This window comes from Aquipseudomonas alcaligenes (assembly GCF_003205495.1).
Classification (GTDB): domain Bacteria; phylum Pseudomonadota; class Gammaproteobacteria; order Pseudomonadales; family Pseudomonadaceae; genus Aquipseudomonas; species Aquipseudomonas alcaligenes_B.
The window spans coordinates 484,578-507,555 of the sequence record NZ_QJRX01000001.1 but is presented as its reverse complement, the minus strand read 5'-3'; the positions used below and the strand labels follow the sequence as shown (position 1 = coordinate 507,555).

Annotated in this window: 18 protein-coding genes; 1 reads left to right on the top strand and 17 read right to left on the bottom strand. The window is 63.8% G+C overall.

Translation table 11 applies throughout. From position 1 onward, the window contains the following. Nucleotides 1-186: 186 nt before the first annotated feature. The 5 genes from DMO17_RS02295 to msbA form a co-directional block, all read right to left on the bottom strand. On the bottom strand, nt 187-3,051 hold the full coding sequence (locus DMO17_RS02295) for a lipid II flippase MurJ (RefSeq protein WP_110680686.1): 2,865 nt from the start codon (nt 3,049-3,051) through the stop codon (nt 187-189). Nucleotides 3,052-3,205: 154 nt separating this feature from the next. After that, nucleotides 3,206-4,630 carry a bifunctional D-glycero-beta-D-manno-heptose-7-phosphate kinase/D-glycero-beta-D-manno-heptose 1-phosphate adenylyltransferase HldE gene (gene hldE / locus DMO17_RS02290; RefSeq protein ID WP_110680685.1) on the bottom strand — a complete coding sequence of 475 codons (1,425 nt, stop codon included), beginning with the start codon at nt 4,628-4,630 and terminating at the stop codon, nt 3,206-3,208. A 62-nt stretch (nt 4,631-4,692) separates the two neighbouring features. Beyond that, nucleotides 4,693-6,093 (bottom strand): PIG-L deacetylase family protein, encoded by a 1,401-nt coding sequence (locus DMO17_RS02285; RefSeq protein ID WP_110680684.1) that lies wholly within the window; start codon nt 6,091-6,093, stop codon nt 4,693-4,695. Between the two features lie 2 nt (nt 6,094-6,095). Continuing rightward, nucleotides 6,096-6,992, bottom strand: coding sequence for a GNAT family N-acetyltransferase (locus DMO17_RS02280; RefSeq protein WP_110680683.1), 897 nt, complete (start codon nt 6,990-6,992; stop codon nt 6,096-6,098). After that, entirely contained in the window at nt 6,992-8,821 is a 1,830-nt protein-coding gene (gene msbA, locus DMO17_RS02275) for a lipid A export permease/ATP-binding protein MsbA (RefSeq protein ID WP_110680682.1), read from the bottom strand. The genes DMO17_RS02280 and msbA overlap by 1 nt, the downstream gene beginning before the upstream one ends. Nucleotides 8,822-8,853: 32 nt before the next feature. Here msbA and DMO17_RS02270 point away from each other — a divergent pair, with 32 nt between their 5' ends. Then, nucleotides 8,854-9,477 (top strand): BUD32 family EKC/KEOPS complex subunit, encoded by a 624-nt coding sequence (locus tag DMO17_RS02270; RefSeq protein WP_110680681.1) that lies wholly within the window; start codon nt 8,854-8,856, stop codon nt 9,475-9,477. Between the two features lie 48 nt (nt 9,478-9,525). Here the strand turns inward: DMO17_RS02270 and DMO17_RS02265 are convergent, their stop codons facing one another. The 12 genes from DMO17_RS02265 to waaF all read right to left on the bottom strand — a co-directional run bounded on the left by DMO17_RS02265 (nt 9,526) and on the right by waaF (nt 22,965). Continuing rightward, complete coding sequence (locus DMO17_RS02265) at nt 9,526-10,731, bottom strand: O-antigen ligase family protein (protein WP_110680680.1); 1,206 nt, start codon at nt 10,729-10,731, stop codon at nt 9,526-9,528. A gap of 100 nt (nt 10,732-10,831) precedes the next feature. After that, a complete protein-coding gene (locus tag DMO17_RS02260) occupies nt 10,832-12,100 on the bottom strand; it encodes a polysialyltransferase family glycosyltransferase (RefSeq protein ID WP_110680679.1) in 1,269 nt (422 codons plus the stop codon). Between the two features lie 10 nt (nt 12,101-12,110). Further along, entirely contained in the window at nt 12,111-13,241 is a 1,131-nt protein-coding gene (locus DMO17_RS02255; protein ID WP_110680678.1) for a glycosyltransferase, read from the bottom strand. Beyond that, nucleotides 13,228-14,982, bottom strand: a complete 1,755-nt coding sequence (locus DMO17_RS02250) for a carbamoyltransferase family protein (protein ID WP_110680677.1) — start codon at nt 14,980-14,982, stop codon at nt 13,228-13,230. Before DMO17_RS02250 ends, DMO17_RS02255 begins: the two co-directional genes overlap by 14 nt. Before the next feature lie 143 nt (nt 14,983-15,125). Further along, on the bottom strand, nt 15,126-16,547 hold the full coding sequence (locus DMO17_RS02245) for a lipopolysaccharide kinase InaA family protein (protein WP_110680676.1): 1,422 nt from the start codon (nt 16,545-16,547) through the stop codon (nt 15,126-15,128). After that, nucleotides 16,547-17,290: a lipopolysaccharide kinase InaA family protein gene (locus DMO17_RS02240; protein ID WP_110680675.1), complete on the bottom strand. Its 744-nt coding sequence runs from the start codon at nt 17,288-17,290 to the stop codon at nt 16,547-16,549. The genes DMO17_RS02245 and DMO17_RS02240 overlap by 1 nt, the downstream gene beginning before the upstream one ends. Next, nucleotides 17,287-18,021 carry a lipopolysaccharide kinase InaA family protein gene (locus DMO17_RS02235; protein ID WP_110680674.1) on the bottom strand — a complete coding sequence of 245 codons (735 nt, stop codon included), beginning with the start codon at nt 18,019-18,021 and terminating at the stop codon, nt 17,287-17,289. Before DMO17_RS02235 ends, DMO17_RS02240 begins: the two co-directional genes overlap by 4 nt. Further along, nucleotides 18,021-18,986: a glycosyltransferase family 9 protein gene (locus tag DMO17_RS02230; RefSeq protein ID WP_110680673.1), complete on the bottom strand. Its 966-nt coding sequence runs from the start codon at nt 18,984-18,986 to the stop codon at nt 18,021-18,023. Before DMO17_RS02230 ends, DMO17_RS02235 begins: the two co-directional genes overlap by 1 nt. Nucleotides 18,987-19,000: 14 nt before the next feature. Then, a complete protein-coding gene (gene rfaP, locus DMO17_RS02225) occupies nt 19,001-19,807 on the bottom strand; it encodes a lipopolysaccharide core heptose(I) kinase RfaP (RefSeq protein WP_110680672.1) in 807 nt (268 codons plus the stop codon). Next, the gene (locus DMO17_RS02220) at nt 19,804-20,925 is read right to left on the bottom strand and encodes a glycosyltransferase family 4 protein (RefSeq protein ID WP_110680671.1); all 1,122 of its coding nucleotides are present in this window, start codon (nt 20,923-20,925) and stop codon (nt 19,804-19,806) included. Before DMO17_RS02220 ends, rfaP begins: the two co-directional genes overlap by 4 nt. Then, entirely contained in the window at nt 20,925-21,929 is a 1,005-nt protein-coding gene (gene waaC / locus DMO17_RS02215; protein ID WP_110680670.1) for a lipopolysaccharide heptosyltransferase I, read from the bottom strand. Before waaC ends, DMO17_RS02220 begins: the two co-directional genes overlap by 1 nt. A gap of 1 nt (nt 21,930) precedes the next feature. Further along, nucleotides 21,931-22,965: a lipopolysaccharide heptosyltransferase II gene (waaF, locus tag DMO17_RS02210; protein WP_110680669.1), complete on the bottom strand. Its 1,035-nt coding sequence runs from the start codon at nt 22,963-22,965 to the stop codon at nt 21,931-21,933. Between the last annotated feature and the right edge of the window lie 13 nt (nt 22,966-22,978).

Here is a 22,978-nt window from a genome sequence, read left to right as displayed (position 1 = left end):
CCGCGTGGAAACCGGGCTCCAAGCGCTTGAGATCGATAAAGGGAACGTTAATTTTCTACTCTCCTTGACAAGGAAAAATCCACAACACTTATTTAATGTATCAGCAACATAGATCTGTCGTCAGGTTATAAAAATATACCGCCACCCTAGACACACGAAGCCACTTACTTAATGCCTACTTAACTGTCATACCGAGGGAGCAGTGACTACCAGACGCTGACGCAAAACCAAACGCAACTGGAAAAATACAACCAAGATTGCCAAGAATAAAACCGCACACCCACCAAACCAGCTACGAAAATGAATAGCTGCAGCCAGTCCACCAAGAACAATCCAAGTCGCCAAGAGAAGCAAAATATTGAAAGCACTGAGATGAGACTGCTCCCTCGTCATCCCAATCACAACCAAAGTAGCCACTAGGCTAGACAAGGTCCAAGACAACGCAAGACCAACCAGCCCCACAACCGGAACAAGAAGGATGTTCAGTAAAAGACTCACCACAAAACCGACCAATGCCGCACCAGCCGCCCTCAACGAGACCGAAGAAACAGCGCAGAGCTTAAACAGCAAAATTGCCGATAGCGCGTAAGGAATCTGAAGCGCCCCGAGCTTAACTATACCGATCAAACGCTCAGCAACCCCAAGATCGTCAACACCACTCAAAAAGGCATAAACCATAGGCTCTGCAAATACAAAAATACCAATAATAACTATTGCACTCCCCCAGCCACCGATTACCAGCGATACAAAAATATCGTCACGCACCCGAGAACTCAGCCCAAGAGCCACAACCTTACTCATGTAAGGAACAAACACCGCCGTCATCAGCGCAGCTCCCAACAAAGAAGATATCTGCACCAACTTGCTACCCAAGGCCCATGTTGATAGCGCCCCTACACCTATCTGCCCTGCAAACCAGTAATTCATTGGCACCGCCGCACCAGTCAGAAGAGCGCAAAGCACAAGCCACTTGAGGTTTTGAAGCATGCCATATTCCCTCTGCAATCCCCACAGAGAACCTGGCACCAAGCTAAACCCACATCGCCGCAGAAAATAAGCCAGCAATAATAGATTAGCCACCTGCCCAGCGGCCATACCAACCATTGCCGCCACAACAACACTCTCCTTATTGGCAGCCAGAATAAAAGCAACAACAACAGCCGGAACAGCCAATTGCGCCGAAGCAGCCATTACCGGCCGACCATGCACATTCAGAACACTATTAGCAACCACTATAACCCCAGAAAAAACCAACAACAGAAGAGCAACTGGAAACAAATTAACAGTTAAATCAATATCCCCCCCCGGGGCAAAGACCAAGAGAATCTCCCTTGCAAAAAACAGCATACCCACCGCCAAAAGCGCGAACAACAGCAAGGTAAGAGTAGACATGCCCGCAATCATTCGCTGAACTTGCAACCGATCAGGAATCGCAGAAACCCTAGCAGAAAAAGCATCACCCAGCGGCACCGAAAAAAGAGAGACAAAGAAAGTCGGCAACATTATCGCCAGGTAATAACTATCAAGTGAAATACCAAATCCCACTTTATCTATAAGCAACAAATCCCGAACCAGCAATCCCAAAAAGCCAACCAATGAAACCATCATAACCAGCACACCAGCGCCAACTGCACGAGACGCATCTGGCGTAGACGCATGATTATTGACCACCACTTTCTCAACCACCGAAGACGAAGAAGCCGCACGGAGTCGAGACACCGCCTCCCTAATAAAAACAGCCCATCCACACACCCCAATTAGCAGCACCACAAGCCATTGCCCATACCTAACCCGATGCAAACTTCCAACATTGGGACTTACAAAGCTATTAACAACCAGCACAACACCAAGAACAACCAAGCAAACAAACAACTTATTGCTCATATGGCGAAGCGCAAGAAATATCACGCCCGGAAAGAAAAGATAAAAAATCAAAGCCTCAAGCGCACCTATAACTCGAGGCAGAGCAAATTTCTCCACCCAGAACTCAGGGAAAGGGGCAAACACCCCCACCAACAAAGCACGCGGAAAATAACCAATAGCATGCGCCGCAGTCTCCGGCCTCACATCAGCATCAATAATGGAGCCCGCCTCCACTGAAATACCATAATTAATTAGATGCACCCGAATCGCAGAAACTTTCTCTAGAAGCGAGTCTAGACGAGCGGGAAGGTACTCCGATGGCCGCCATTGCCATCCCGCAAGGAAATTCCCCTCGACATTGCGTAAATCTTGCTCAGCCAGGGAACCACTTGAAGGCAGGAAACTCATAAAAATAAAGCCAAGACATATTAAAAATGCAGCCCTACCTTGACCCAAGCCCCATGCCTTACCTCGAAAAACCACCGACACAAAAAACAAGCATAAAATTGCACAAGAATAAGCAACAAGATATATACGAACCAAATGAGGACGCATGATAGCAACAAGAACCAGGCCCAATAAAAACAGAGCCACCCCCCACAAAAATCTATATCCCCCCGAGCAATCAAAGCATCTCAAAAAAGCCAATAAAGTCAGCAAAAAGCCAGCGATCAAAAAAGAATCCTTGTGATTCTGACCAAACCAGACTAGTGCCGAGGGAAACGCAAGAAATAAAAAACCCGCAACAAACCCCGCATATAGCCCCTCACGCGCAGGAAGAAGCTGCAGCGCAATAAGCAAAATCAATACCGCCCCAAGAGCATGAAAGGCAGATGTCAGAGGCAGAAAAAATGCAGGCTCATTCCCCAGCAATGCATACAAAGCAGCGAGCAATCCAACATTCCCCGCGGATGAGCCAGAAGCAATTAACCTCCACTCCCCCCAACCATACATCCGAATACGCTCAGCCATTTCCACAGCAACACTGTGGAAATAGATTGCATCATCTCGCATCAAACCATGACCCGCATGCATGCTCGGCATCATAGGAAGCACAAGCTTTTGCAAAACCAGCGCCAAAATCAACGCATAGCTGAAAGCACCCAACCACAGCAGAAGCAGCGCTCGCCCAGATATATAATCGCGCCCCAATACACTCTTATCTGCAGAGCAAGCATTAGCCAACATATTTAAAAAACTCTTTAACAGAGAAACAAATTAAATCAATCAATGCAAACAACAAAAAACACCCGAACCAAGACCAAGACCAAGACCGCCAATTAGGCGGCGGCCACTTATATTTCCAAACAATAGTCCCGCACAAAACCATTATCACTCTTCGCTAAACGCTTGAGCGAATTTGTTCCACGATTGCGGTAGTGGAACTGTTCTCCACCAGACCCAGCACCCGTACCTCGCCGCCGTAGGCGCGGACGATGTCGGCGCCAACCACCTGGTCGATACCGTAGTCGCCTCCCTTGACCAGCACGTCCGGCCTGACCTGGCGCAGCAGGTTCTCCGGGGTGTCCTCGGCGAAGCTCACCACCCAGTCCACCGCACCAAGGCCGGCGAGCACGGCCATGCGCCGGTCCACCGCGTTGATCGGCCGGCCCGGGCCCTTGAGGCGCGCCACCGAGGCGTCGTCGTTGACCGCCAGCACCAGGCGATCACCCTGGGCGCGGGCCTGCTCCAGGTAGGTCACGTGGCCGGCATGCAGGATGTCGAAGCAGCCGTTGGTGAAGACGATCTTCTCGCCATGGGCGCGGGCATCCTCCAGCGCCAGCAGCAACTGGTCGACGCTGACCACGCCGCGCTCGGAACCTTCCTCGCGCTGCACCGCGCGGCGCAACTCGGGGGCACTGATGGCGGCGGTGCCGAGCTTGCCGACCACGATGCCGGCGGCCAGGTTGGCCAGGGCCACGGCCTGCGGCAGCTCCTCGCCGGCGGCGATGGAGGCGGCCAGGGTGGAAATCACCGTGTCGCCGGCACCGGTCACGTCGAATACCTCGCGGGCGCGCGCCGGCAGGTGCAGCGCAGGCTGCTCGGGGCGCAGCAGGGTCATGCCATGCTCGCCGCGGGTCACCAGCAGGGCGCCCAGCTCCAGCTCGGCCATCAGCGCATTGCCCTTGGCCACCAGCTCGGCCTCGTCCCGGCAGTGTCCGACTATGGTCTCGAACTCGCTGAGGTTGGGGGTGATCAGGCTGGCGCCGCGGTAGATGGAGAAGTCCTTGCCCTTGGGGTCGGCCAGCACCGCGATACCGCGGGCGCGGGCCAGCTGGATCAGTGCCTGGTGGTTCTGCAGCGCCCCCTTGCCATAGTCGGACAGCACCAGCACCTTGACCCCGTCCAGCAGGCGCGCGACATCTTCGGCCAGGGCCGCGGCGTCGGTATTGAAGGGCTCCTCGAAGTCCATGCGCAGCAGCTGCTGGTGACGGCTCATGACGCGCAGCTTGACGATGGTCGGCTGCTCGTCGATGCGCTGGAAATGCGCCTCGACCCCGGCCGCGTGCAGGCTGTCGGCCAGGCTGTGGGCCGCCTCGTCGCGCCCGGTGACGCCGACCAGCAGGGCCGGCGCACCGAGGGCGGCGATGTTCAGCGCGACGTTGGCGGCACCGCCCGGGCGATCCTCGATCTGCTCGACCTTGACCACCGGCACCGGTGCCTCGGGGGAGATGCGCGAAGTGCCGCCATGCCAGTAACGGTCGAGCATGACATCGCCCACCACCAGGACGGACGCTTGATCGTAACGGGGCATGGACAGCTTCATGGGGACTCCGGGGTGGAAAAATCGGGGCGGATCATAGCATGGCGAGTCTGCGTGGCTGGGGCTCACTCGCCCAGCGGCCGCACCCAGAACAGCTCGTGGCGGCGCACCGCCTTGCGCATGAACTCGTCCTCGCCGGTGGCCGGCCAGCGGCGACCGGCGAGCAGGCGCTGGATCAGGCGGCGCAGGCGCTTCTTGGTCGGCAGCGGCAGCTGCAGGTCATGTTGCATGGCCAGGGCCATGGCCTTGTCCAGCTGCACCTCGGCCGGCAAGCAGGGACTCCACAGCAGATCGGCCGGCAGCGTGGTGAGCGCTGGCGGCAGGGCGATGCCATGGCCAGCCGGGCCCATCGGCCAGCGGTCGTTGTCGTGCAGGTGGTTGGCGTAGAGCAGCAGGGTCTGCGGCTGCCAGGCGCTGAGCTGGATCGCCTCCAGCAGCGCGCGGGTAGCGGCGACATGGTCGCTGTGCGGGTCCAGCTCGGGGTGCGGGGTGACCAGCACCTCGGGGCGGAAGTGCTCGAGCAGCGCGGCCAGGTCGGCGACCAGGTTGCTCCAGCTCGGTACGCCGTCGGCATCGCCCGGCAGCGCCAGCGGGTTGTGCCGGCGCACACCGCGCACGTCGCAATCGCCCGACTCGCGCGAGGCGAAGGGCTGCTGCGGCGCCTCGGCCATCGCCGGCAGCTGCAGGCAGTAGTAGCCAAGCTGCACGCAACGGTTCTGCGGCACGCCGCCCCAGAGCGGGATGGCCAGGCTGTCCCAGGCGCGCAGGCGACCCTTGAGGCGGGCCGCCTCGGCCAGGCTCAGGCCCAGGCGCTGGTAGTGCTCGGCCTCGATCTCGCCCTGGGTCAGGGTGACGATGCTGGCCTCCTGGCAGCGGCTGTAGAGGCCGAAGGCCGCCAGCTCGGCGTCGTCGGCATGCGGCGCGATCACCATCAGGCGGCACGCGGCGTAGTCCGGGTTGCGCATCGCATAGAGGCGTCCCTCCCCGACCAGGTGGCAGAAGCGCCCACGCAGCAGCAGTTCGCCACGGCGCAGCGCCTCGCCCTGGCCGGACAGGTTGAGGTAGCGCAGGCCGGCCACGCCACGCTCGAAGTCCTGCCGATCGGCGCCGATCCACAGCTGCGGGTCGAGCAGGCGCCCCAGCCAACCGGCCTCGATGCGCCAGGCGAGGATCAGGGTGTCGGCCTCGCCGATCTCGCCCTCCACCCGCAGGTGCCCGTCCTGCAGGCGCGCCGGCAGGCAGGGCGTGCCCTCGGGGAAGTCGTAGCGATAGTCGTCGCGCGGCGCATAGAACAGGTGGTCGGCGAACCAGGCCTCGTGGGCGATCCAGCCCAGCAGCAGGAGCAGCGGCACCCACCACCAGGCGCCGAAGATGCCCAGCAGCGCCAACAGCAGCAGGCCCGCCAGCAGGGCCAGGCGCTTGTGGCGGCGATGACGTTTGAGCAGCTGTTGCTTGCGACCCTGCATCTTCACACCTGGTAGACGGGAACCCGATGGCACCAGCGATCCTTGTACTCGCGATCGGCGCGGCCGAAGGAATAGCGTAGCGGCTTGCCGAGCGCGCGTGCCTCGGCCCAGGCGTCCTGCGTATTAATGAAGCTGAGCACGCTGCCGGGGCTGAACTCGCGCTGCTGCGGGTCGACCCCGCCGTTGATGTACTCCAGGCTGACCCAGCGCGGCGCCTCGACCCGGTACAGCACCTGGATGGCCACCGGCTCGTCGTTCAGGTAGATCAGCGAGCCGGTCATGAACTCGCGCAGGCGCTCGAACACCTCGGCCAGGTGGGCGGCGCCGGTGGCCGCGAAGCCCCAGCGGCGCTGGAACAGCTCGGCATAGATACGCGCCTGCTCCTCGGCCGTCAGCTCCAGCATCGGCCGGATCACCCCGCCCGCCTCTTCCAGCAGGCGCTGCTCGCGGCGCTGGTTATAGCGGAACTTCTTGCTGTAGTCCTCGGGCTCGCGGGCCAGGGCCAGGCCTTCCGGCTGCTCGCGCAGGGTGCTGATCTGCTCAGCATTGAGCGCCGAGACGTAGCGCATGCGGTGCTGCACCGGCACGCGCACGCCATGGGCCAGTGGCAGGATGATCTCGGCATTGCCCAGGTCGAACAGGCCGCGCTTGCCCTGCTTCTTCAGCACGTCCTTGGCCAGGGCGATATGCCGGCCCCAGGTGGGCATGGCGCCCTGCAGCTGGCCTTGGGCGATCCAGCCCAGGTAGCGCACCGGGATGCCGGCCAGGTCCGCCAGGCGCGCCACCACCTGCGGGTGGGTGGCGACGCTGCCGCCGAAATTGGCCCAGGCATCGGCGTAGTCGGCCGCCTCGATGGGCGTCCAGCCGCGTTCGCGCCAGAAGCGCAGGTGACTGAGCATCAGGCGTCCTGCTCCAGCGCTTGCGGCAGCTCGTCGCCTTCCTCGAACTGCCTGGCATGCAGGCGCGCGTAGTAGCCGTTCTGCGCCAGCAGCTCGGCGTGGGTGCCGCGCTCGACGATCTCACCCTGGTCCATCACCAGAATCAGGTCGGCCTTCTCGATTGTGCTCAGGCGGTGGGCGATGACCAGGGTGGTACGCCCCTTCATCACCTCGTCCAGGGCCGCCTGGATGTGCCGCTCGGACTCGGTATCCAGCGCCGAGGTGGCCTCGTCGAGGATCAGCAGCGGCGCGTTCTTCAGCAGCGCGCGGGCGATGGCCAGGCGCTGGCGCTGGCCACCGGAGAGCAGCACGCCGTTTTCGCCGACCAGGGTGTCGTAGCCCTGCGGCATCTTCTCGATGAACTCGGCGGCGAAGGCCGCCTCGGCGGCACGCTTGACGTCGTCCAGCGGCGCACCGGCGAGGTCGCCGTAGGCGATGTTGTTGGCCACCGTGTCATTGAACAGGGTGACGTGCTGGGTGACCAGGGCAATGTGCCGGCGCAGGTTGCGCAGGCGGTAGTCCTCGACATCCAGGCCGTCGAGCAGGATCTGCCCGGTCTCATGGTGGTAGAAGCGCGGGATCAGGCTGGCCAGGGTCGACTTGCCGCTGCCGGAGCGACCGACCAGGGCGACCATCTGCCCCGGCTCGGCGACGAAGGAGATGCCCCTGAGCACGGCCTTCTCCGCGCCCGGATACTGGAAGCTCAGGTTGCTGACCTCCAGGCGTCCGCTGACTCGCTCACGCTCCTGGGTGCCATGATCGACCTCGGGGGTTTCGTCGAGCTGCTCGAAGATGCTCTCGGCGCCCGCCACACCGCGCTGGACGGTCGAACTGACCTCGGACAGCTGGCGAATAGGCTTAGGCAGCAGGCCTGCCATGGTGATATAGGCCACCAGCTCTCCCGGCGAGGCATCGCCGCGCAACAGCAACACTAGGAACATCAGCACAGCCATGGCGCTGTAGATCACCAGTTGCAGGCTGGGGGTATAGATCGCATTGGTCTTCACCAGGCTCAGCTGCTTGCGCGAGTTCGTCTCACTGGCATCGGCGAAGCGCTGCTGCTCGTAGCCCTCGCCGCCAAAGCTGCGCACCACCCGGTAGCCCTGGATGGTCTCTGAGGCCACGTGGGTGACGTCACCCATGGCTACCTGGATCTTCTTGCTCTGCTTGCGGAACTTCTTGCTCGCGCTGCTGACCATCACCCCGATGATCGGGAGAATCGCCAGCATCACCAGGGTCAGCTTCCAGTTCATCCACAGTAGCGAGGCGAACAGGAAGATCACCGTCACACCCTCGCGCACCACAACTTTAATCGCATCGGTGGCAGCACCGGTGACCATGGTCACGTTGTAGGTGATGCGCGAGATCAGGTGGCCGGAGTTGTGGTTGTCGAAGTAGCGATTAGGCAGCACCAGCAAATTATTGAACAGTGCCACGCGCAGGTCGTGGACCAGGCCGAGCGATACCTTAGCCAGGAAGTAATTGCCCAGGTAGGAGCCCACGCCCTGCCACAGGGCGATCAACACGATCAGCAGTGGAACCGCCTGCAGCAGCTTGAGCTGGGCCAGCCAGGGCTGCTCACCGAGCCAGGGCACGCCGGCGAAGAAACTCGCATCCGGGTTGTTCAACCCGTCAACGAAGTACTTGAGCATGTAGCCGAGCATCGGCTGGGTTGAGGCGAAGATAATGAAGCCTACGATGCTGATGGCGAACAGCCCCCAGTAGGGCACCACGTACTTCAGCAATCGCAGATAAACCCTGGCACTGGATTGCTGGTTAGAATTGGCCATTCGGCAAGCCCCACAGAACAACTGGAAACGAAATGCGGATTGTATCAGCGAACGAACTGCAAAACTGGCTGGACACCGGTCATGTGCTGGAGCGCGACAGCCATGGCCCCAAGGTGGTGCGCCTGACCGATGGTAGCTTCCTCAAGATCTTCCGCAGCCGGCGCAACCCTCTGCTCGCCCGCCTACGCCCCGATGCACGACGCTTTGCCAAGTGCGCCGAGCGTTTGCAGCGCCTTGGCATCCATACGCCCCATATCGACGAGCTTTACTGGATCGATCGCGACAAGGTGGTTAGCGCCTGCCTCTACCAGCCACTGGAAGGGCAACCGCTTGACAAGCTGTTCCGCGATTCGCGGGACGAATTCTATCGCCTGTTACCGCATCTGGCCGCCTATATCCACCTACTACACCAGCGCGGCATTTACTTCCGCTCACTGCACCTAGGCAACATTCTGCGCACCCCGGATGATGATTTCGGCCTGATCGACTTCCTCGACACCCGCTTCAAGCGCCACCCACTAAGCAACACTCTGGTGAAGCGAAACTTTCATCACCTGAAGCGCTATCTGGATCGGCGCAAGGTTCAGAACTTCCCCTGGGATGAGCTACTCAAGCACTATGCCCGGGTCAGCGCACCCCGCGACAAGGCGCCATAGATCCACACCGAGAACGCAGCGCCATGCACTTAGGGGAGGTTACGGCTCTCAGGCAGAATGCTCACTCTGCTGTGACGCCGCATCGGCACGAGTCGAAAAGTACAGGAGCAGTATGGGCATCCAGAAGGCGAACCACTCAATGGACGGCCGCGACAGCAATGCGCGCCCATTCGACGATAGGCAGATCAGCCCGAAGATCAACCACAGCAAGAAGAACCCAGCGGGTTTGGTGATAGACCGCCCAACCAAGCAACCGACCATTAACAGAAACAGTCCACCGCCGATGACCCCACCGACTCTGAACATCTCGAATACAGAAGAGTGGGAGTGAGTCACGAACACTGTCCCCGATAGAAGGGAAATCCGGGCATCATGCCCCAGGCCTTGCCCGAACAACCAGTTGTCTTGGAAACGCTCCCAGACCTGCAGCCATATCTCCATGCGATAGTTAGGCTCGGTCAGCCGCTGCGCAAACAGTGAGAGGATATCGGTAGAGACGACCAGAACAGCAGCCGAGGCCGCAATCAGAAGCGCCAGTAGCAAATCGGCACAGTCTCGCCGGAATACGGTCATGAGCGCCAAGCCAACACCAAGTGCAAGCATGGGACCGCGACTCTTAGTGAAGACCATCAGCATCAAACTAATCACGATGACGGCCAAGAGTAAGAACTGTAGATACCATTTCTTGCCCGGGAATACCCACCAAGCCGCGAGAACCACCAAACCCATGACTATCGCTGAGTTGATGGGGTTGTCCGAACCCCAACCACTCAGGGTGGCAAAGGAATGCCTCTGAGTAAGCAGGCTTGATAAGTCGGCCCCACTATACAGAACGGCGAGCATAGTGGCGCACATAGCGAGGCCGCCAACCAATGCAATAAAGCCCACCAAGTATGCCGAACTGAAACGTTTACAGGCCGCCTCGATGCCCAGCATCAAGCAATAGAGGTAGAGGCTCAGCTTTAACATGTGCGCCACGCTCTCCTCCTCTCCCCAAGCCGCGCTCAGCGAAAAATAACCTAGGCACAGGAGAATCGAAACTAGCGGGAAAGCGTCTGTACGGAACAGTTGCCGGGACCTCACCAGCAAAAACAAGGCCGGCAATGCAATGAACAGAAAGAAGAAACTTCTCTGCTGTCCACTGTCAAGAATGAACGTCGCGGCGAGATAGACTAGAAAACCAATACCTATGCACTTGTAAGCAGCCTCTTGCATAGCCAGCCCACGCAGCCGCAAAGATTCCGTGAAACCCATACTACGAATACCCGTTATGATCTATTAGCGACCCCAAAGGCCGCACGAGACGAGCTGCGCCCGGCAACCAAAATGACGCTACAGTTTACCAAGCCACGCCTCATACCGTCCCACGTATTACCGAACTTGCCACCCCATCAGGCAAGGCAGCATGAGCATGGCGGACAAACGACTCAAGGATATCTAAGGATCTGTGCAGCCCCTGGAAGCCACCAGCCAGATGGAAGCATGCAAAGCTTTCGCTAGCAGCAACGGCGGTTGAATAGCCCTGCTCGATCGAGCGAAGCCGCATATCCAACGCCACCTCGGCTGCCAAAGCAGCCCCGAAGAAGCGCTCCTGCCCAAAGATATCGGCCTCGCCACTGGCGTTCACATATAGCACCGGACGGCGCGCCAGCGCGGCCTCGATCACCGCGTTGGACATGATGTTGACCACCAGCGAGGCCTGGGCCAGTGCCTCGGCCAGGCCACATTCTTTCGGCAACACCCGCAGATTCGGTAGCTCGGCGGCAGCCTGCTGCCAGAACGGCACCTGGCTGCGCGGATGCGCCTTGACCAGTACCCGGTAGTCGGGATGGACATCAGCCCAGTCACGCAGCAGCGCGTAGGTGGCCTGGTAACCCGCTTCCTTTTCCTTGTCCGGGCCGACACCTAAGATCAGCAAGGTGCGCAGTGACGGATCGGACGGAGGCAGGTCGTAGGCACTGTCGATCATATGGGAGCCGGCCAGCACCGCGATCGAACTGCCGAAGCGCAGCGCGCGCGCCTGCAGGGCTTCCAGCGAGCTCTGGCCGAACAGGAAGTAGTAGTCGTAGTCGTTCATGCCCAGGCGGCGCGAGCCTTCCACCGTGGTGGCGTGGGCCAGGTGCACCAGCCGGCTGCCGCGGGCATTAAGCGCCAGGCGCAGGAACGGCGCATACAGGCTGCCGTTGCGGTCGTTGAGCAGGACGCGTGGCTGATGGTGCTCGACCAGCCACTCGGCGTAGGCCGCAATGCCGAAGTAGCGGGTCGGCACTGGATGGGGCGGACGCTTGAGCAGGCGCTCACGCAGGATGGCCTTGGGCGCCTGCAGTGCGGTCTCCACCAGGTTGTGGCCGCGGCCGCGCAGGCCCTCGATCAGCAGCTTCTTGCGCTGGAAGGCGATGACTTTCGGCGCCGATTGCAGCAGCAGGAAATCGCAGGGCTCGGCAGTGACCGACTCGGCCAGGCGGGACTTGGCGCGCACGCCGAACCACCAGTCGCCCAGCGCCTCGCGGGCAAAGCGCAGGGCGCTGCCGAGCAGGCCGTGGCGCTCGCGCAGCAGCAGCCAGCGGTAGCGGTCCAGGGCGCGGGCCTTGGCGGCCCAGGGGTTGGCGACGGCATCCTGCATCGGGTCGACCTCAGCTCAGCATCGCGCGCAGCGGCAGCGACCAGAAACGCTCGCGCACCACCGCGTCGGAGAACCGCTGTTGCAGGTGCGTCTGCAGGCGTTCGCGCAGTGCCGGCAGACCGCGGTTCTGTGCCTGACGCTGCAGCGCGCCGGCCAGGGCGGCGGCATCGCCGAGCGGGAACAGCTCGCCGACGCCCTGCACCACCTCGCGGCCACCGCCGCAGTCGGTGCCGATCACCGGCACGCCGGCGGCCATGGCCTCCAGCAACACCATGCCGAAGGGCTCGTGGTCGGAGCTCAGGGCGAACAGGTCGAAGGCCTTGAAGTAGCGCCGGCCACCGGCCACTTGGCCGAGAAAATGCACGCTTCCGGTCACCCCCAGCTCGGCGGCGAGGTGCTTCAGCGAAGCCTCCAGCTTGCCGCTGCCCATGATCGCCAGCAGGCTGCCGGCGGGCAGGTGCGGCAGGGCCTGGGCGAAGCCGCGGATCAGGGTGGCCTGGTCCTTGTCCGGGTGCAGGCGACCGACATTGCCGACCACCCAGGCGTCCTGCGGCAGGCCGAGGTGCGCGCGGGCCGCCTCGCGGGAGACCTGCTCGGCCTGCACGGCGGCGATGTCGATGCGGTTGTAGAGGGTCTCGATGCGCTCGCCCGGCCAACCCGGCAGGCAGGCGCGCATGTCGTCGCGCACCGCGTCGGACACCCCGAGCAGCGCCAGGCGCTTGCGGAAGAGATTGGCGAACAGCTGGCGCGAGCGCCGGCGGTAGTCACCAAAGGCATGGTGCACGCCGATCACCGGCAGCTGGCTGCCGAGCAGGGCGACATAGATAGGCTTGAAACGGTGGGCGATGCAGACCGCGAAGTCGCGCGAGGCAGCGATGCGCCGGAAATCCCGGATCGCCCTGAGCTTGAGGCCGCGCACGTCCTTGCTGCAGTAGTCGAGGAAGATCACCTCGTCGGAGGCCGAACCGGCCTCGACCTCGGCGCTTGGTGCACCGGTCAGGTAGACGGTGCAGACCCTGTACGGCGTACCGGCGAACAGCGCGGCGTACTGCCGCGCGCAGTCGAGGAACGGGCCATCATAGCCGTGGCAGAACTGGAGCACCCAGCGCTGCCCAGCAGCGCCGCCGTCAGACGTGGTCATACCAGTCGCGACCGTCCTTGACCACCAGGATGTCTTCCATGATCAGGTACTGCAGGTCCGAGCCGTAGAACATGTTCAGGGCGTCGGTGGGCGAGCAGATCATCGGCTCGCCACGGCGGTTGAGCGAGGTGTTCAGCGACACGCCGTTGCCGGTCAGTTTCTCCAGCTCCAGCATCAGGTCGTACCAGCGCGGGTTGAAGCGGCGCTCCAGCACCTGCGCACGCGAGGTACCGTCCTCGTGCACCACTTCGCCGACGCGCTCCTTCCACTCCTCATGCACTTCGAAGGTGAAGGTCATGAACGGGCTCGGATGATCGACCTTGAGCATCTTCGGCGCCACGGTGTCGAGCATCGACGGGCAGAAGGGCCGCCAGCGCTCGCGGAACTTGATCTGTTCGTTGATGCGGTCGGCCACGCCCGGCACGCTCGGGCAGCCGATGATCGAGCGGCCACCGAGGGCGCGCGGGCCGAACTCCATGCGACCCTGGAACCAGGCCACCGGGTTGCCATCGACCATGATTCTGGCGATGCGCTCGGGGGTGTTGTCGATGCGTTTGAATACCGGCTGATTCGGGTGCTTGGCGCACGCTGCAATGACTTCTTCGTTGGAGTAGGCCGGGCCGAGGTAGACGTGTTCCATCTTCTCCACCGGCACACCTCGGGCCACCGACACATAGGCGGCGGCGCCGACCGCGGTACCGGCATCGCCGGCCGCCGGCTGGACGAACAGCTCCTTGACGTCGTCGCGGGCGATGATCTTCTGGTTCAGCTTGACGTTCAGCGCGCAGCCGCCGGCGAAGGCGATCTTGCCGGTCTCCTTGAGGATGTCGCCGAGGTAGTACTCCATCATCTCCAGCGCCAGCTTCTCGAACAGTGCCTGCATGCTGGCGGCATAGTGGATGTACGGGTCGTCGGCGATGTCACCCTGGCGCTTCGGGCCCAGCCACTCGATCAGCTTGGGCGAGAAGTAGTAGCCCTTGCCGTTCTCCTTGTAGCGACGGAAACCGATGACGTTGGCGTAGTCGGTGTTGATGATCAGCTCGCCGTTCTCGAACTTGGCCAGGCGCGAGAAATCGTACTTGGCGGCATCACCGTAGGGCGCCATGCCCATGACCTTGAACTCGCCGTCGAGCATTTCGAAGCCGAGGAACTCGGTGATCGCGCCGTACAGGCCGCCGAGCGAATCCGGATCGTAGAACTCCTTGATCTTGTGGATCTTGCCGTTCTCGCCCCAGCCGAAGAAGGTGGTGGCGTACTCGCCCTTGCCGTCGATACCGAGGATCGCGGTCTTTTCCTTGAACCCCGAGCAATGGTAGGCGCTGGCGGCGTGGGCCAGGTGGTGCTCGACCGGCTCGATCTTGACCTTCTTCAGGTCGAAGCCGAGCTGCTCCAGGCACCACTGGATCTTCTTGTGGTAGCGCTTGTAGCGGCGGTTGCCCATCAGGATCGCGTCGAGCGAGCGGTCCGGCGCGTACCAGTAGCGCTTGGCGTAGTGCCAGCGGGCCTTGCCGAACAGGCAGATGGGGGCGAAGGGAATGGCCACCACATCGACGTCGGAGGGCTTGATCCCGGCCTGCTCCAGGCAGAACTTGGCGGACTCGTAGGGCATGCGGTTCTTCGCATGCTTGTCGCGCACGAAGCGCTCTTCCTCGACCGCCGCGATCAGCTTGCCGTCGATGTACAGGGCGGCGGACGGGTCATGGCTGAGCGCGCCGGACAGGCCGAGAATGGTCAATGCCACGGGAAAGCCTCTTTGCAGCTACGGGCGGACGATGCCGCCGGGACAGGTGGATGGGCGAAACTGTCGTTCACCCGAACAAAGCTGGGGATTATAGCGACAGACACCCGCCACGGGTATCGCCGGGCGCCGACCGCCCGGTTCCGTCACAAACGTGGCAGGCGCGCGTCCAACAGGCGGTGCAGGGCGGAATCCGCCGGCCAGTTGCGCAGGAAGCGCGCGCGGTCGCGGGCGTAGGCACGGGCGAAGCCGCTCGGCCCGGCGTGCTGGTGCATGGCGTCGAGGTCGATCAGGCTCCAGCGGCCCTGGTCCCAGAACAGGTTGTGCCCCTTGAAGTCACCGTGGCTGATGCGCTCGCGGATCAGCGCGGCGAACAGCCGGTCCAGCGCCACCAGCTCGGCTTCCGGCGGGCAGCCATCGACATGCGGCGTGAAGCGCGCGATCAGGTCCTCGCCACCACAGTAGTCGGTCACCAGATAGGCACGGCCGCGCAGCCAGCACCAGCGCCGCTCGAGCACCGCCAGCGGGCGCGGCGTGGCGATGCCCAGCAGCTCCAGGCGATTACCCTCGACCCAGCTGTGCCAGGCCCGGCTGGGACGCCAGAAACGCTTGAGCCAGTGCAGCCAGCTTTTGATGTTGTAGCGTTTGACCACCAGCGGCCGGCCATTCAGCTCGACCCGGGCAACGGTGGCCGCGCCGCCGGTCTTGTAGATATGCCCGGCGTCGATGCGCGCGTCGATCTGATCCAGCAGCGGCGCCAGCTCGGCGTCCTGCTCGCGACGCACCACGCGCAGGCCGAAGGCACCGATTTTGGCCGCGAACAGGCTGCAATCCCGACCGACCTTCTTCAGGTAGTCGCGCAGGCGCCAGCGCCGCACCTTCGCCACTTCCTTGAGCAGCGCCTCCAGCGGCAGGGCATGTTCGCCATTGGCCAGCAGGTAGTGCACCAGCAGCTCCTCAGTGAAGGGTTCCAGCTCGGCCGGCAGCTGGGCGAAAAACACCCCGAGGTTCTCCAGCACGCGCTGGCGCGACAGCGGCTGGCCGGCCGTCTCGACCTGCACGCCGCCGCCATCGATGACGAACAGGTGGCCATCGTGCCGCAGCAGGTTGTCCAGGTGCAGGTCGGCCTGCCACAGCCCCCTGGCATGCAGCTGGCCGATGGCATTCAGCGCCTCGCCCAGCACCGTCTGCTGCGCGTCGGACAGCAGGGTTTCGCGCTCGACGGCGCGCCAGGCATCCCACAGGCTCTCGGCGCTCTCCAGGTAGTCGAACAGCAGCCAGCCGCCCTGACCAGCCACGAAGCCCTCAGCCAGCAGCTCGGGCGTGCACAGCCCCTGCTCGGCCAGCAGGCGCGCACCGCTCAGCTCGCGCTGAAAATGCCGCTCGGCCTTGCCGCCGACCAGCAGCTTGGCCAGCACCGCGCGGCCGCGCCAGCGTGCCAGACCGACATAGCGCTGCCCCGGCAGCACCCGCAGCAGGCGCTCCAGCACCAGCGGCTCGCCATTCAGCACCAGCTGCAGGGGTAATTCAGGCGCGCGCCCGGCAAGCTGCAGATCGGCCAGCTGCATCAGCGCGACTCCTTGTGCCGGCGGCGCGCGCCGAGACGCTGGCTCCAGCGTTCGATGTCGCCCGCCTCGCCCAGGTAGGCGGCCAGCAACTGGCACACCTCGGCCTCGCTCCAGACGCTGGCGCGGCGCAGCAGCGGCTCCAGGTCCCTGATCCGGTCGCGCTCGCCGAGCAACAGCGGACGGGTCTTCTCCAGGTCGATCAGCTGCGCCGCGAAGCCTTCGCCGTGCTCTTTCAGGAAGATGTGCTTGGGGTAGAAGCAGCCGTGTACCTGGCCGGCCGCGTGCAGCCGCCGCGCCAGCGTGCCACAGGAGTGCAGGATGGCCGCGCGGCGGGCGCCGTCCAACTGCGCCCAACCCTGCAGCCAGTGATCCAGGTCCTGCCAGCCATCCAGCGCGCGGGTCAGCAGGATGGCGCGACGCTCGCCGGGCAGCCGCCGCTCGGCGAAGAAGGCTGCCTGCAGCGCGGGAATACCCAGCGCGGCATAGCGGCGGATATTGCGGAATTCGCGGGCGAAGGTCGGTTCGCCCAGCGGGCGCAGCAGGCTGTGGGTCAGGTGATTGCTCTGGCGCTTGAGGTAATAGGCCGCCTCGCCCAGGTCGAGGCGATAGACGCTGCTCCAGCCACCGCGCTCGGTGTTGGGCTCGTCCACCGCTTCCAGTTGCAGCGCCCACAGCGCGTCGTAATCGGCCAGTCCGTGGCGTTCGAGGATGGCGCGATCCTCGGCGGCGATGAAATCGCTCATTCCCTGCCCTCGAAGAATTTCACTATCTGCCGCACGCGGCGCTTGTCGCCACTAGAGAGTCGCTCGCGCCCACGGTACTGCAGGAAGAAGCGCAGACGCTGGCTGCGCGTCAGCACCTTGCTGGCGACCTTGTCCAGGCAGGCGAGGTCCTTGATCACCCGGTAGCGCAGGAACGGCCCCCACCAGAAGCTGCCGGTCGGACAGTCGATCAGGAACAGCTCGGCCTGCTCGTTGACCAGCAGGTTGCGCCACTTCAGGTCGTTGTGGGCGAAATGGTGGTCGTGCAGGGCGCGGGTCGCCCGGGCCAGCTGGCGACTGACACCATCCACCCAGCCGGCGTCGCGCAGGCGCTCATCACGGCTATTGGCCATAGCGGCCAGGTCACGGGTCTGCTCCAGCTCGCGGGTGATCAGCGCGCCGCGCACGAAGGCGCCACCTCTGCGCTCCAGGCCGTAGGCGACGATGGGTGCGGTGGGAATGCCCCACTTGGCGAAGTTCTTCAGATTCTGCCACTCGGCCTTGACCCGCGGCCGGCCGATGTAGCGACGCAGGCCCTTGCCGGCGCCCCAGTAGCGCTTGACGTAGTAGCGCACGCCGTCGCGCTCGATGAGGATCACTTCGGACAGCGGGTCGGAAGTCAGCCTCCGCCCCTGCAGGGCGAACACGGCCGCCAGCGAGCCCAGATCCTGGTGCAGCGCGCCGTATTCAGGCATTAACGTCCAATTCGCCATCAGCGCGCCCGCCCCAAGCGCCGCGGAATACGCCAGACTGGGATAAACGGGCGCCAGATGTAGCGCCCCAGCAGCTTGAAGCTGGCCAGTGGCGCCAGCACCTCGTTGCGCTCATTGAACCCCGGGCGCCAGACGAAGTTCGCGTGCTTGCGGGTAATGGTGAAGCTGCGCAAACCCATCAGGGAGCCCAGGTGCCCGCCTCCCGAGTCATTGCTGATGACCACCGCGCAGGTCGCAAGGAAGTCCATCAGGCCACGGACATCGGCAAAGGAATGCACCGGGAACCCGTTGTAGGCATGTGCCAGTGCATCGTATTCCCTGGGCATGCCGACAAACTCGACGACCCAGCCTTGCGCACGCAGGCGCCGCGCCAGCCAGAGGAATCCGGCCTGCGCGTAGTTCTTCTTGTCGTGCGGCGTAGTCGGGAAGATGGCCACGCGGCGATGGGCATCGGGGCAAGCGCTCGCGCGCCGGACAGTCAGCGTGCCCTCACTGCGCAGACCGAAGACACTGGAAGCGTACTCGTCGATCCACTGCACCATGCTCATGCCCGCTCGCGAGCGCAGGCACAGTGCGCGACTGGCGCCGGCGAACACACGCTCGCCGACTCGTACCTCGCGCCCCTCGATCCCCAGGCGTGGCGACAACTTCTTCGCCGTGACGAAGGCAATATTGGCCCGGGAGAGAATCTCCGGCATGCGCTGCGGATCCTGCGTAAGCCAGTTGACGTAGCTGATGACCAGATCGTTCTCGGCGGCCAGCGCCAACAGATCGACTACCTGCGCGGACTCCACCTGCAACCAGTCGAAGTAGTCGCGCGCCGGATACAGGGTGCCGGCGACGAAGCGCACCCGCGCACCCGCGCGGTGGAATAGCCAGGCCAGGTGCAGGTAGAGAGTGACATCCCCGAGGGCAGAGCACGGCACGATGGTCACACGCTTGTCGCGCCAATCCATTTGTGTCATAGCAATATCCCGATTCACAGCGCATCCCCGTAGCGCTGCTTGCGTTCATACAGTTTGTCCGCCTTGCGCTCCAGCCAGGCCAGCAGCCGTGCCTCGTCGCGCAGGATGTCGCGCAGCGGGCGTTGGAAGTAGGTGCGCAGGAAGCGCAGCTTGTCGCGGCGGGTCAGGCCGATGTCCAGGGCGGAGAAATACAGCGCGGCCAGGTCCTTGTTGCGCCAGCGCAGGGGGACGGAGCTGCGTACCTGGGCCCGGTGTAGGTCGATCACCGAGAGGCGGAAATCGTCCGCCGTTACCGGCTTGTCGGTGTGCAGCAGGAAGTGGCAGATATAGCAGTCGCGGTGATTGACCCCGGCCCGGTGCATGGCGCCGACCATCGTCGCCACTTCGTCGATCAGCGCGCGCTTGAGGCGCGGCTCGGGCGGCTGCTGGGCCCAGTTCAGGGTCAGCTGCTCCAGGTCGGTGGTCGGCGCCAGTTCCTCGGTGACGATAAAGGAGTGCTGCGCCGCCGGATTGCTGCCGCGCTCGCCATAGGCCACGGCGGTCATGGTCGGCACGCCGGCCTCGGTCAGGCGCTGGATCGCCCGCCATTCCTGGCCGGCACCGAGCACCGGCAGCTTGGCACTGAGCAGGTTCTTGACGATCTCGCCCCAGCCGATGCCGCGGTGGATCTTGACGAAGTAGCCACGCCCGCCGACCTCGGTGCGCAGCGTGCGGCGCCCCTCCAGCTCGCGGTAGACCTGGCCCTGCAGGGCCTCCACGGCGACGAAGGCATCCTGTCCGGCCCACAGGCCCTTGAACGGCTCGGCAAGCATCAGTTTCATGCGCGCTCCGCCAGGATCACGTCAGCCGCGCGCTGCGGCATGGAATAGAGGTCGGCCGAGTCGGCGAAGGCCAGACCATTGGCGCCCCACTTGGCGCGCGCCGCGTCGTCGCCAAGCATCTCGGCGAGCATGCGGTTGAACACCTCCTGCTCGAACGGCGTCGGCACCACGCGCCCGGCCTCGGCTTCGGCGATGTAGTGGGCATAGCCGCAGACTGCGCTGACTAGCACCGGCAAGCCGGAGACCAGCGCCTCCAGCAGCACGGTACCGGTGTTCTCGTTGTAGGCCGGATGAACCAGCAGATCGGCGCCAAGCAGGAAGCGCGGAATATCGCTGCGCCCCTTGAGAATCTGCACCTGATCGGACAGCCCCAGCGCCTTGACCTGCACCAGGAAGGGCTTGGGGTCGTCCTGGCCGATGGCGATCAGGCGGGTGCGTTTCTTCAGCTCGCGCGGCAGCGCGGCCAGGGCCTTGAGGCTGCGGTCCAGGCCCTTGGTCTTGAAGCCGGAGCCGATCTGCACCAGCAGCAGGTCGTCGTCGGTCAGCTGGAACTCGCGGCGGAACTCGGCGCGGATCTCGCCGGCATTGGCCGGCGCACGGCGATCGGCGGCGATGCCCGGCGGCAGCAGGTGGAAGCGCGCCTCCGGAGTCTGATAATGCTTTATGAACAGCGGCTGCTGCACTTCGGAGATCATCAGGATCTCGGTCTTCGACTCCGGGGCGAACACCGCCCGCTCATAGTCGGCGAAATGCTTGTAGCGGCCCCAGCGCTTGTAGATCGGCGCGCGCAGGGTCTGCGCCTTGTCTTCGTAGCAGCCGTCGGCGGCGTAGTAGACGTCGAGGCCCGGCATCTTGTTGAAGCCCACCACCCGATCCACCGGGTCGCGCGCCAGGTCGGCGGCCAGCCAGGCGCTGAACTTCTCGTTGCGATGATGGTTGAAGAACGCCTTGATCGGCGCCACCCGCACATCGAAACCGGCGGGCACTTCGCCCTCCCAGATCGGCGTGTAGACGCGGATGGCATGACCGCGCGCCTGGCACTCCAGGGCGATGCGCATGAAATCGCGCTGCAGGCCGCCGAACGGGAAGTATTTGTAGAGCACGAAGGCCAACTGCATCACACCGCCTCCTGCTGCGCCAGCAGCATGGCGTTCAGCGCATCACCAACGCGCTGGGCATCGAGGCCGTCGAAGCAGGGCTTGTGGCGGTCACCCTGGCCGGCACCCGGCCCGGTGGCGCACAGGTGCACCTGGCCGCGCCCATAGGCGCCGACCTTGCCTGGCAGGGTCGGCCCGTAGAGGGAAATGGTCGGCACATCGAGCGCCGCCGCCAGGTGGCCGAGGCCGGTGTCCACGGCGACGCAGGCGGTGGCGCCGGCGATCACCTTGGCCACGCCAGCCAGATTCAGCCTGGGCAGCACGGCGGCGTTGTCGATGCCGGCGACGATGCGCTGGGCGCGCTCACGCTCGGTCTCGTTGCCCCAGGGCAGGCGGATGGCCCAGCCCTGCGCCGCCATGCGTTCGGCCAGGGCGCGCCAGTCGGCCTCCGGCCAGTGCTTGCTGGCCCAGGTGGTGCCATGCAGGAACAGCAGGTAGGGCTGGGCGGACGCATCGGCCATGGCCGCGCGATCCAGACCGTAGTCGCCGATCTGCTGCGGCAGCTCGTAGCCCAGGGCCTGGGCGAACAGCTGGCGGGTGCGTTCCAGGGCGTGCTGCTCCTTGGGCACTGCATACAGGCGATCATAGAAGCGGCAGGCCAGCGGCTCGCGCGCCGAGTCACGGTCCAGGCCGGCCACCGGCGCCTTGCTGTAACGGGTCAGCACCGCGCTCTTGAACAGGCCCTGGGCATCGATCACCAGGTCGTAGTCGACCTCGCCCAGGCGCTGCTTGAAGCGCTTCCACTCGCCACTCTTCCAGGTCTGCAGCAGGTGCTTGCGCCAGCGGCGGATGGCCACCGGGATCACCTGCGCCACGGCCGGGTGCCAGGCGGGAATCTCGGCGAAGCCCTCCTCCACCACCCAGTCGAACTGGATGCCGGGGATGGCCCGCGCCGCGTCGGTGAGCGCCGGCAGGGTGTGGATCACGTCGCCCAGCGAAGAAGTCTTGATCAGCAGAACCCGCAAGCTATTGCACCTCGACCGGGTCGGCGACCAGGCGCTGCAGCGCCTCGATCACCGGGCGCGGCTTGAGCTCGCGCAGGCAGTTGTAGTGGCCGAAGCGGCAGGTACGCTCGAAGCAGGGGCTGCAGTCCAGGCCCAGGCGCACGATCTCCACCCGGTCCGCCAAAGGCGGGGTGAACTGCGGCGAGGTGGAGCCGTAGACCGCCACCAGCGGGCGATTCAGCGCGGCGGCCACATGCATCAGGCCGGAGTCGTTGGACACCACGGCAGCGGCAGCGGAGAGCAGGTCGATGGCCTCGGCCAACGACGTCTCGCCGGCCAGGTTGACGCTCTCCTCGCGCAGACCGGGAATCAGGCGCTCGCGGATCGCCTCGCAGCCGGGGTGGTCGTTCTTCGAACCGAACATCCACACCTGCCAGCCGGCGCGGATCTTGATCTCGGCGACCTTGGCGTAGTGCTCCGCCGGCCAGCGCTTGGCCTCGCCGAACTCGGCGCCGGGGCACAGGGCCAGCACCGGGCGGTCCAGACTCAGACCGAACTTGGCCAGGGCGGCGGCGCGGCTGGCCTCGTCGATTACCAGGCGTGGCTGCGGGTAGGGTTTAGGCAGCTCTGCATTCGGCTCATAGGCCAGCGCCATGAAGCGCTCGATCATCAGCGGCAGGCGCTCCTTGTCGAGCTTGCGGATGTCGTTGAGCAGGCCATAGCGCATCTCGCCCTTCCAGCCGGTGCGCTTGGGCACCTTGGCAAAGAACGGCACCAGCGCGGACTTGAGCGAGTTGGGCAGCAGGATCGCCTGATCGTACTGGCCGGCCAGCGACTGGCCGATGCGCCGGCGGGTGGCGAGGTCGAGCACGCCGTGGCCGAGCGGGAAGCTCAGCGCCGCACGTACCTCGGGCATGCGCTCGAGGATCGGCCGGCTCCACTCGGGCGCCAGCACGTCGATCTCGCAGCCGGGATGGCGCTGCTTGAGGCAGACGAACAGGGTCTGCGCCATCACCATGTCACCGACCCAACTGGGCCCCACGATCAGAATCTTCATGCTCGTTCCAGAA